Raw genomic sequence first — 10,987 nt, forward strand, 5'->3', positions numbered from 1 at the left:
GGGGTACAGCCCCGCGCCCGCCGGGTTCTGCGGCGCCCGGCGGACGGGGCCCCGCCGGGCCCCGGGGGCCGGAGGGCCGGGCGGCGGGGGGGGGCCCGGGCCGTCGGCCGCGCCGCCGGGAGCCGACGGCGCGGAACGCTCGGTCAGGAGCGGGGCGACGCGGGGCTTTCCCCGGCCTTCGCCGAGCCGAGCCACGACACGGCCTGGTAGTAGTACCAGGCGGTGTTGTCGCACGACGTGCGCTGCTCACCGGAGTAGGCGGCGCAGACCCGCTTCATGTCCGCGTGGAACGCGGAGTCGAGGCGGGACTTGTGAGCGCTGAAGGAACCCAGCGCCTTGTAGTTGCGATAGCCGAAGTCGTGCCGGGCGCAGGCCTCGGAGAACGCGAAACCGCCCGGGTTGTCCGGCGAGTAGCTGCAGTAGTCCGTGGACCAGTCGAAGCCGTACTCGGCGTACGAGCCCTGGTCGGACGAAGCCGAGCGCCAGGCGTTCTGACTGCCGGCGTCGGACTGCGTCCAGGAGCTGAGCAGCTGCTCCTTGTCCGCCTGCGCGGCCGATGCCGCGGAGGCGGAGACGAAGCCGGCGGTGACCGCCAGGGCGACTGCCGCGACGGACAGGGCACCACGACGATGCATACGGGACCTCCAGATGTGGGGGGGGTGGAAGTCTGCGTGTTTGCAGAGCGGCCAGATCCTGTCAGCCGACGGCACGTCCGCGACGGAGTTCGCCGGGAATCCGCGGTGAACATCTCGCGCGGTGTTCCACCTGGAATGCACACTTCCGCTCGGGCGGATCGCGAAGTCGTCGCCGAAGGCGTGACTGCTGCGTCACTAGGGTGACGTCATGGACGAGTTCGAGGGACTTCCGGTCATGACGTTCACGGAGCGGGCGGGCCTGGAGGCCTGGCTGGAGAAGCACGGGCCCGACGCGCCCGGGGTGTGGCTGAGGGTGGCCCGGAAGGGCTCGGCGGGCCACTCGCTGCCCCTCGCGGAGACCCTGGACTGCATGCTCTGCTTCGGCTGGATCGACGGGCAGCGCCGGGCCGGCGACGCGGACTACTACCTGCAGCGGTACACGCGTCGGCGGCCGCGGGCCCTTTGGTCGCAGGTCAACGTGCGCAAGGTCGAGGCGCTGCTCGCCGCCGGGCGGATGCGCGAGCCGGGGCTCGCGGAGGTCCGCGCCGCGCAGGAGGACGGCCGTTGGGCGAACGCGTACCCGGCGCAGGCGGACGCGACCGTGCCCGACGACCTCGCGGAGGCGCTGGCGGCGGACGACAGGGCCCGGGAGGGTTTCGAAGGACTCGGCAAGACCGACCGGTACCTGGTGATCCTCCGCCTCTGGCAGGCCCGTACGCCGAAGGGCCGCCGGCAGCGGCTGGAGCGGATGCTGACCGCGTTGGCGGAGGGCCGCAAGCCGGTCTGAGGGGGCGGGGTCAGCCGGGCGTGCGGTAGAGGACCTGGTGGGCGTCCCACTCCACGAACGACTCGACGTGCGCCAGGCCGACGGCCTCCAGGAGCCGACGCGAGCGGGCGTTCGCCTCCTGCGTCACGGCGATGACGGTGGGCGAGGTGCCGAGCGCCCAGTCCACCGCGACGGCCACCGCCTCGCGTGCGTACCCGCGGCCCCAGTGCTCGGGCAGGAACTGGTACGAGACCTCCCGCTCGCCCCGCGCCGCGTCCCAACCGACCGTCACCAGCCCTACGACGGCCCCGTCGTCGGCCCGGGCCGCCACGAAGACCCCACGCGCCCCGACGCAGCGGCGCTGCCGGATCCGCACCACCGACGCGGCGACCGGTCCGCCGAGGTGGCGGCGTACCTCCGGGTCGGTCCACAGCCGCGTGACGGCCGGCACGTCGGCCCGCTCCACCGGGCGCAGGACCAGCCGCTCCGTGGTGAGCACGGCCGGCCAGGCCACCGGCGGGGCGGCGGGGGCCGAGGCGGTGGGAGACGTCATGCGGAGTCCTCTCGCGGGAAGCGCTCCAGCTTCCGCCGGATCGCCTGCAAGGCCCCCGGCCTACGCCCCGGCACCTGCCGCCGCAGCTCGACGAGTTCGGGCGCGAGGGCGCGCGCCTTCGCCTCGTCTGGGACCTGCTCCCACTGATGGTGCGCGCGGTCGACGGCGCCCTCGACGTCGGGGTGGCCCAGGTCCTGCCACTGCCCGATGCGCGCCCGGGCGGCGGCGATCCACAACTCGCAGCTGCGGCCCGGCTCGTCGGCGAGCCGGGCGAGGTCGGCCCGGACCTCCAGCCAGTGGATCGCCTCCCCGGACGTCGGCCCGTGCCGGCGCAGCGCGTCCAGCTCCCACGCGGCGGCCGCGGCGGCCGCCTCGCCGTGCCGCCCCGCCTGCGCGGCGGCGAGGATCCCCGGATGCGGGTCGCCCTGCCCCGGCGCGGCGAGTACGGGCCCGGCGGGCACCGACGCCGCCTCCTCCTCCCGCCCGCCGCGCAAGGCCCGGGCCGCCGCCCGCACCTTGCCCCACGTGCCCTTGGCGGCCGCATCGGCCGCATCGGCCTCCTGCGGCCGACGGGCGTCGGGGACGTCCGCCACCGGGGCGGCAGCGGGGCGCGGCGGCAGTACGGGTGCGACCGCAGCCGCCCGGGGAGCCTCGGGCTCCCCCGAGTCCTCCGCGGCGGGAGCCTGCGGCACGACCGTCACCGGCGCCACGGCGGGCGCCTCCGGCAGGCGGGCGGGCTCCGCGGCGACGACAGGACGAGCAGGCTCCTCCGCGACCTCCACAACCTCGACGACCGGCTCGGGCACCACGGTCACCGGTGCGACGGTCGGCGGCTCGGAAGCCGCCGCAGGCTCCACCGGGATCGACGGCTCGGCCCGGAACTCCCGTGCCACGTCTGGACGTTCAGGAACGACGACCGCCGGGGCGAACGCGGGAGGAGCGGTCGGGGCCGGAGGCGGGGTCGGCATCGGGGGCAGGGTCGGCGCCGGAGGCGGAGTTGGCGCCGAAGGCGAGGTCCGCGCCGGGGGCGGGGTCGGTGCCGGGGGCGGGGTCGGCATCGGCTTTCGCGCCGGCGTCGGAGTCGGCGCCGGCGTGGGAGTCGGCGTCGCCGTCGGAGTGGGCGTCGGAGTCGCCGTCGGAGCGGGAGTCGGAGTCGCCGTCGGAGTGGGCGTCGGAGTCGCCGTCGGCGATGTCTTCTTGGGCTTCGGCTTCGACCTTCGCTTCGGCTTGGCTGCGGGCGGCGGCGTCCGAGCCGGGGCCGGCGTCGGCGAGGGCGACGGCGTCGCCACAGCCCCCACCTCCTGCTCCGCAAGGGCGCGCGGCAGCGGGAAGTCCGGGGCCGAGGCGTCGGCCGGGGCGGCCGCGGTGGCCTCCGGACGCGCCGGTGTGCGCGGCGGCTCCCAGGCCTCGCCGCCCGCGGGGCGGGCGAACGGGCGGGGCTCGGGGGCCGGGGGGTCGGCCTGCCGCGTCAGCCACACCGCCGGTTCCGTCGCCGCGCGGACCGACGCCTGGGCGTGGAGGGAGGCGAAGGACGGGCGCGCGCCGGTGCGCCAGATCGTCGTGCAGGCGCGGAGGTAGTCCGGGGTCGCGCGGCCGGCCCGCCGGCCGGGGGGCGGGACGACGCGGCCGTACAGCGTGGTGCCCTCGGGCAGGTCGAGGAGCTCGGGGCGCTCCTCCAGCACCCGCCACGTCCCCGCGTCCGCGACGAGGTCCGCCACCACGGTCGTGGTACCGGGCCGCCGCTCCTTGAACGTGTCGGACAGCCAGTGCCAGGGCAGCGCGGTGTACCGCAGCGTCGACGCCGTCGTGCGGGCGAGCGCGAGGTGCGGCAGGTTCTGCCGCTGGTCCAGGTGGAGTTGTCCCGCGAGGTACACCGCGAGCCGTCCCGCGCCGCCCGCCGCGGCGCGCAGCCGGGTCAGCACCGCCTGCGGGTCGACCGGGTCCGCGAGTTCGACGACCGTCGCGACCCGGGTGTCCGCCAGCGCCGCCGGCGGCACCGCCGCGAACGCCTGGAGCACCGCCGTCGCGTCGACGAGCCTCCCCCGACCCGCCGGCGCGGCCGCGAGCAGCACCGCCGTGCCCTCGCCCTGTTCCTCGATCACTGCATCCGCCACACGTGCACCGTAGCGCCCGCCACCCCCTCGACATCGCTTCCTGAAGTCGTCCGCGTGGCCGAATACCGGTGAGCCGTTGACATATGCCGAAAGCACCACCGGATCGAGTGTTGCCAAACGGCTTACGGCAGGTCCCGCCCTGTGCGAAAGTCTTAGCCGGTCCCCTCTCCCGGACTTGGCCGCCCGTGCCGCCTGTATCGGAGTTCGTCATGCCGTCCCATCTGTCCGCGGACCCCTCCGCGCAGCACCCGGAACCCGGCACGGTGGACGCGCTGATCTCGCAGACGCGCCGCCTGCGGGGCGACATGGACGCGGTGCGCCGGGATGCCGTGGTGGACGAGGACGACCCGCAGGGCCGCTGGCAGCGCGCGCTGTGCGAGCTGGCGATGCATCACCTCGACGGTCTCGGCGCCCATCTGGGCCAGCTGAAGGCCGGTGTGCCGGACGAACTCCCGCCGCCCTCCGCGCCCGTCCCCGGGCCGCGCACGGGCTCCCTGCTCAGCCGGGTCGGCAGCGCCGAGTGGAACCTGCTCACGGACGAGGTCAGTTGGTCCGACGAGCTGTACGAGATCTTCGGCCGGACGCCCGCGAACGGGCCGATGACCCTCGACGAGCTGCCCTCCGTCGTCCTCGCCGACGACCAGACTCTGCTCCAGGGCATGGTGACGGGCTGTCTGATCGACGGCCGGCCGATCGACGGCGAGTTCCGCATCGTCCACCGCGACGGCCTGGTCCGCACCGTGCACATGATGGGCGAGCCGGTCCTCGACCCCGACGGCTGTACGGCCGCCATGTGGGCGGTCTTACGGGACGTCAGCGAACTGCGGCGCAGCGAAAGAACGTTGTGGGAGAGCCGTGACTCGTTCCAGCGGCGGCGACACATCGAGCGCACCGAGCGCCGCGTCGCCGTCGAACTCCAGGAGGCGGTCCTGCCGCCGTGGCGCGGTTCACTGAGCTTCGCGCACGAGGGTCCGGCCCCGCTGGACGTGGCCGCCCACTATCTCCCGTCCGCGACGACCGGGCTGATCGGCGGGGACTGGTACGACGCACTGGCCCTGCCGAACGGCGAGGCGCTTCTGACGGTCGGCGACCTCACCGGACACGGCGTCGCCGCCACCTCGTCGATGGCCATGATCCTCGGCGCGCTGCGCGGCATGGCGATCGCCGGGATCGGGGCCGGCGACCTGATGAGCCACCTCAACCGGCTCCTGGAGACGTCCGTGCAGCCGGCCCTGGGCAGCGCGATCTGCGCCCGCTACAACCCGGTGGACCAGATGCTGACCTGGGCGCAGGCCGGACACCCCGCCCCTCTGCTGTTCCGCGGAGGGACGGGGCGGGCGCTCGGGCGGCCCGAGGGGGTGCTCCTCGGGGCGACGCCGCGCGGGACGTACGAGGAGGCCACGGTACGGCTGCTCCCCGGCGACCTGCTGCTGCTGCACACGGACGGTCTGACGCGTGGCAGCACGGACGACGACTCGGGTACGCGCCGCCTGCTGGGGCTCGCGCCACGGCTGGCCGGGGCGCGGGACGCGCAGGACTGCGTACGGACGGTGGTGGAGGAGTTCGGCGAGTCCTCGCGCGAGGACGACGCCTGTGTGATGGCGGTGCGAGTGGGGCACTGAGGGCCCTGCCCGCACGGGGGCGTCGGAGCCCCGTTCCGTGTGCGGTCTCGTGCGGTTCCCCTCCCCTGTCAGATCCGCCTGCTGCCGGGCTTGCGACCCGAGGGGTCGTTCGGCAGCGCCATCTGGATCTCCTCGCGGAGGTCCTCGATCTTCGAGTAGCCCGCGTACTGGCCGGTGAGCCGGTACATCTCGCGCAGCCGGTCCCATGTCCGGTGCGAGGAGGTCTCACCCATCGACACGAGCGCCAACCGGGCGTAGCGGTCGGCCTGTTCGGGGTCGTCCGCGATGAAGCAGGCGGACGCCAGGGAGATGTAGTCGAACAGCATGGACCGCTGCCGCCCGCCCTCGCGCAGTTCCAGCGCCAGCTTGGCGTGCCGCTGCGCGGGGACGGCCGCGGCCGGGTCGTGGTCGGCGAGGGTGCGGTAGGCGAGCGCCTGCATGCCGTGCAGGTCGGCCTCGTCGAACAGCTGCATCCAACTCGGCGGCGGCACATCGCCCTTGTCGGAGACGAAGAGCTCCTCGGCCTCGCCGAGGGTGCGCCGCATGGCCTGGCCGCGGCCCATCGAGGCCTGTGCCCACGCCTCGATGGTGTGCAGCATGGCCTGCGTACGGGGCAGGACTTCCTCCCCCGAGCCGGACTTGGCCAGTTGCATCAGGTCCAGCGCGTCGTCCGGCCGGCCCAGGTGGACCATCTGGCGGGCGGCCCGGGAGAGCGCCTCGCCGGCCCGGGGCCGGTCGCCGCCCTCGCGGGCCGCGTGCGCGGCGATGACGAAGTACTTCTGTGCGGTGGGTTCGAGGCCGACGTCGTGCGACATCCAGCCGGCGAGGACCGCGAGGTTGGCGGCGACGCCCCAGAGGCGGCGCTGCAGGTGATCGGGGTGGCGATAGGCGAGCATGCCGCCCACCTCGTTGAGCTGGCCCACCACCGCCTTGCGCTGCAGCCCGCCACCGCGGGCCGCGTCCCAGGCGCGGAAGACCTCCACGGAGCGCTCCAGTGCGTCCATCTCCTGCGACCCGATGGGGGCGGCCTCGTAGCGGTCGAACCCAGCGGGGTCGGCGTGCAGGGGATCGGTGGAGCGGGGGGCGTCCTTGGTGAGTGCGGGGTCGGCGTGGAGCCAGTCGTGCATGGCGCTGCTGAGTACGGAGCCGGCGGCGAGCGCGGCGCCCGCGCCCACCAGGCCGCGTCGGTTGAGCATGAGGTCCATTCCCGTGAATTCGGTGAGGACCGCCGCCGTACGGTCGGGCGCCCAGGGCAGCCCGTCAGGGTTTTCGGTGCTCCTGACGTTCCGCCGTCGTCCGGCGCGCCCGTGTCGTACGAACCCGAGGTCCTCGATGGTCACGACACGGCCGAGACGCTCGGTGAACAGGGCCGCCAGCACCCGCGGTACGGGATCGCGCGGGATCTCCCCCAGGTCGATCCAGCGCCGGACCCGGGAGGTGTCGGTCGCCAGCTGGGGGTGGCCCATGGCCGCCGCCTGCCGGTTCACGAGCCTCGCGAGCTCGCCCTTGGACCAGCCGGCGAGGCCGAAGAGGTCCGCCAGGCGAGTGTTGGTGTGTCCTGTCACGTCTAAGCCCCCAGGTTCTCGGCTGAGTTGACAGTAGCCCGGTGGCATAGGGCTGGCGACTATTCGCCATGGTTCGCCAGGGCACGCCCGATGTTCCGCCAGGGGCGCGCCGGTGTCAGGTAGGAACGCGCCACCCCGCCCCGGCAACCGGCCCTCATTCCCCAGGGTGCGGACCGGAGGCCGGGCGGGGCGACGCACGCGACTGTCGGCACACGAAGGGATCTGTCTCGCCCATGTACACAGCATCGTCCTCCGTGTCCGCCCCGCCCCGGCTGCACCGTTCCGTCCCCGCCGGCAGCGGACCGTATCTCGCTCCCGTACAGGCGGGCCGGGCCCGGCGGCGGCCGGGGACCACGGCGCCGCAGCAGCTCAGCGGGAGAATCGACCTGTCGGGCCCGCAGGGCGCCCAGGTGCGGATGGCGATCGCCTCCGTCCACCGGATCTGCCCCGAGTTCAACCCCGTCCAGGTGCTGCGCCGCAGCGGCCGTTCCGTGCTCATCGTCGGAACCACCGGACGCACCACGGCCGTCGCCAAGTGTTTACTGGACCACTCGCCGGCCTGGACCGAGCGGTTCCGTCACGAAATAGCTTCTTATCGCGCGTTCGTCCGGCACCGCCCCCCGGTGCGTGCGCCGCGGCTGATCGCGGCCGATCCGGAGAACTGCGTACTGGTGATCGAGCGGATGCCGGGCCGGGCAGCGGCCCTGAGCCGGCACCCCGTGGAGGCCCCGCCGCGCGCCGACGTGCGGGCGGTACTGGGAGCGGTCGCCCGGCTGAACGCCTGGCGTCCGCCCGCCGGGACCTTCGACGCTCCGCTCGACTACGGGTCCCGGATCAGCCGCTACCACGAGCTGGGGCTGTTCACCGACCGCGACCGCGACGACCTGCAGAAGCTGCTGCACGGTCTGGCGCACGCGGGCGGCCGGCAGGGCATGGGGCAGTTCTGTCACGGTGACGCGCTGCTGTCCAACATCCTGCTGTCGCCGACCGGGCCGGTGCTCGTCGACTGGGAGCACGCGGGCTGGTACCTGCCCGGCTACGACCTGGCGACGCTGTGGACGGTCCTCGGCGACGCACCGGTGGCACGGCGGCAGATCAGTCAGCTGGCGCAGCAGGCGGGCCCGGCTTCCCGGGACGCGTTCCTGGTGAACCTGATGATCGTGCTGACCCGGGAGATCCGCACGTACGAGACGGCGGTGCAGCGGACCATCCGCGAGGCCCCGCCGGCGGGTTCGACCCCGGTGCCGTCCGGGGCGCTGTCGCCGGGTGAGGAGCAGCGGCTGCTGTTGCGGCGGCTGCACGACGACTGCGCGCTGGCCCGGCGGGCCGTGCGCGCCGCGGTGGGCACGCGCTAGCGAGACGGGCGGGCCCTCCGCCGACGAGGGGGAAGTGCGCTGCGCGCCCGGTGCCGACACACCGGGGGCGCGGCGCACTGTCGTGTGCGGGGTCCGGACCGGGCGCAGCGGCTCGGCATTGGTCCACTCCACTGACGCACCGCAGGCCCGCGCACCGCCGTCGCGAAACTCCGCCGCGACCGCTCTGACAAGCCAAATCGCCACTGTTCGGACGTGATTGACGGATCCTCGGGAAGCCGCTACCCCTGTACGGGTCCGGCACCGCACGCCCCACCGTCCCCCCTCGTCCCCGGAGGCTGCTTTGCCCAGTACGGCGTTACGCAGACGTGTCCACCGAGCGGCGGGGGCCCTGGCGTCCGCCGCCCTGCTGTTGCCGCTCCTGTCGTCCGGTCCGGCCGCCACGGCCGGGGAGCCGCCCTCCCCGAGCGCGCTGCAGCGCGACTTCGCGGCGGCGGCCGAGCGGTACGGAGTGCCGGAGCGCGTGCTCCTGGCCGTGTCGTACCTGCAGTCGCGCTGGGACGGGCACGGCGGCGCGCCGAGCGTGTCCGGCGGCTACGGGCCCATGCACCTGACGGACCTGCGCACGGCACTGGCCGGTGCACAGCACCACTCGGACGCCGCCGAGGACGCGCGCGGCGACGCCTCGCGTCCGGTGCGCGTGGCGGCGGAGCGGGCACTGCCCGAGCCGGCCGAGCTGCCAGCGCGGCTGCGCACCCTGGAGCGGGCGGCGGCGCTGACCGGCCGGTCGGCCGAGGAGCTGCGGACCGGCGCCGCGGCGAACATCGAGGGCGGTGCGGCGCTGCTGGCGGCGGCCCAGCGGGAGTCGGGCCGGCCGGCGAGCGGCGATCCGGCGGACTGGTACGGCGCGGTGGCGCGCTTCTCCGGCGCGGACGACACGGCGACGGCGACCGCGTACGCGAACGACGTGTTCAACGTGATCCGCACGGGCGAGCGCCGGACCACCGACAGCGGCCAGACGGTCGAGCTCGCTCCGGCGCCGGACGTGGCCGCGGACCCGGCGCAGGCCGCGGCACTGGGGCTGCGCACGGCCGACCGGGGGCTCTCGGAGTGCCCGCCGACGGTGGCCTGCGAGTGGATCCCGGCGCCGTACGAGGAGTTCGGCGACGGGGACTACGGCAACCACGACAAGGGGAACCGCCCGGTCTCCCAGGAGATCGACTACATCGTGGTGCACGACACCGAGGCGACCTGGGACGTCACGCTGAAGCTGGTGCAGGACCCTACGTACGTGTCGTGGCAGTACTCGCTGCGTTCCTCGGACGGGCACATCGCGCAGCACCTGCCGCTGAAGGACGTCGGCTGGCACGCGGGCAACTGGTTCGTCAACGCCAAGTCGGTGGGCCTGGAGCACGAGGGCTTCCTGACGGCCCCGGACTCCTGGTACACGGAGGCGATGTACCGGACCTCTGCGCGTCTGGTCCGCTACCTCGCCGCGCGGTACGGCATCCCGGTGGACCGGCAGCACATCCTCGGGCACGACACCGTGCCGGGGACGACGACCGCCACGATCCGCGGCATGCACACGGACCCGGGGCCGTACTGGGACTGGGCGCACTACTTCACGCTGCTGGGCCGGCCGCTCACGCCGAGCGCGGGACCGGACGCGGGCGTGGTCACGATCCGGCCGGAGTACGCGGCGCACCAGCCGGTGTACACGGGCTGCGTGAAGGCCGGGGAGGCGTGCGCCCCGCACGGCAGCGGGGCGGTGCGGCTGCACACCGCGCCGGACGCCACGGCGCCGCTGGTGAAGGACATCGGTCTGCGGCCGGGCGGCCAGGACTCGACGACCGGGGTCAACGACACGGGGGCGCGGGCCTCCACGGGTCAGCAGTACGCCGTGGCGGAGCGCCGGGGCGCCTGGACGGCGATCTGGTACCTCGGCCAGAAGGCGTGGTTCCACAACCCGAGGAAGGAGCCGACCGCGGTGAACGCGCGCGGGCTGCTGCTGACGCCGCGTGAGGGCCTGGCGGAGGTGCCGGTGTACGGCAGGGCGTATCCGGAGGCGTCCGCGTACCCGGCGGGCGTACCGGTGCAGGCGGTGTCGCCGCTGCCGTACAAGCTGCTCGCGGGGCAGCGGTACGTGGTGGGCGACCGGACCCCCGGGGAGTACTACTTCGCTCCGACGTTCGACACCACGGGACATCGTGTGGTGCGGGGTCAGGAGGAGTACTACGAGATCCAGTTCGGTCACCGGGTGGCCTTCGTGAGCGCCGCTGACGTGCGGGTATTCCCGGGCTGACGGAGTGCTCGCCAGGGGGTGGGGGGGGGGTGATGAAACCCCACACCCAAAAACAAGTGAAAAAATAGAAAAGCAGGGGGAAAGTCGGGCAGTGGGCGGGGGCAATCAGGTAGGCAA

Annotated in this window: 8 protein-coding genes; 4 read left to right on the plus strand and 4 right to left on the minus strand. The window is 74.3% G+C overall.

Features of this window, described 5'->3' with window-relative positions; genetic code table 11:
* Nucleotides 1-143: 143 nt before the first annotated feature.
* Nucleotides 144-635: a phospholipase gene (locus ACGFMM_RS22935; protein WP_393648267.1), complete on the minus strand. Its 492-nt coding sequence runs from the start codon at nucleotides 633-635 to the stop codon at nucleotides 144-146.
* A gap of 208 nt (nucleotides 636-843) precedes the next feature.
* On the opposite strand from ACGFMM_RS22935, the gene ACGFMM_RS22940 reads away from it, so the two are divergent.
* Nucleotides 844-1,422, plus strand: a complete 579-nt coding sequence (locus ACGFMM_RS22940) for a YdeI family protein (RefSeq protein WP_393648268.1) — start codon at nucleotides 844-846, stop codon at nucleotides 1,420-1,422.
* A gap of 10 nt (nucleotides 1,423-1,432) precedes the next feature.
* Here ACGFMM_RS22940 and ACGFMM_RS22945 read toward each other — a convergent pair whose 3' ends face one another.
* Nucleotides 1,433-1,954: a GNAT family N-acetyltransferase gene (locus ACGFMM_RS22945; RefSeq protein ID WP_393648269.1), complete on the minus strand. Its 522-nt coding sequence runs from the start codon at nucleotides 1,952-1,954 to the stop codon at nucleotides 1,433-1,435.
* Entirely contained in the window at nucleotides 1,951-4,068 is a 2,118-nt protein-coding gene (locus tag ACGFMM_RS22950; RefSeq protein WP_393648270.1) for a hypothetical protein, read from the minus strand. Before ACGFMM_RS22950 ends, ACGFMM_RS22945 begins: the two co-directional genes overlap by 4 nt.
* A 209-nt stretch (nucleotides 4,069-4,277) precedes the next feature.
* Between ACGFMM_RS22950 and ACGFMM_RS22955 the strand changes: the two genes are divergently transcribed.
* The gene (locus tag ACGFMM_RS22955) at nucleotides 4,278-5,690 is read left to right on the plus strand and encodes a PP2C family protein-serine/threonine phosphatase (protein WP_393648271.1); all 1,413 of its coding nucleotides are present in this window, start codon (nucleotides 4,278-4,280) and stop codon (nucleotides 5,688-5,690) included.
* Between the two features lie 68 nt (nucleotides 5,691-5,758).
* Here the strand turns inward: ACGFMM_RS22955 and ACGFMM_RS22960 are convergent, their stop codons facing one another.
* Nucleotides 5,759-7,255, minus strand: coding sequence for a hypothetical protein (locus tag ACGFMM_RS22960; protein WP_393648272.1), 1,497 nt, complete (start codon nucleotides 7,253-7,255; stop codon nucleotides 5,759-5,761).
* Nucleotides 7,256-7,488: 233 nt separating this feature from the next.
* Between ACGFMM_RS22960 and ACGFMM_RS22965 the strand changes: the two genes are divergently transcribed.
* Entirely contained in the window at nucleotides 7,489-8,610 is a 1,122-nt protein-coding gene (locus ACGFMM_RS22965) for an aminoglycoside phosphotransferase family protein (protein WP_393648273.1), read from the plus strand.
* A 301-nt stretch (nucleotides 8,611-8,911) separates the two neighbouring features.
* Complete coding sequence (locus tag ACGFMM_RS22970; protein WP_393648274.1) at nucleotides 8,912-10,870, plus strand: N-acetylmuramoyl-L-alanine amidase; 1,959 nt, start codon at nucleotides 8,912-8,914, stop codon at nucleotides 10,868-10,870.
* Nucleotides 10,871-10,987 lie beyond the last annotated feature (117 nt).

The organism is Streptomyces sp. NPDC048604 (genome assembly GCF_043199435.1).
Taxonomy (GTDB): domain Bacteria; phylum Actinomycetota; class Actinomycetes; order Streptomycetales; family Streptomycetaceae; genus Streptomyces.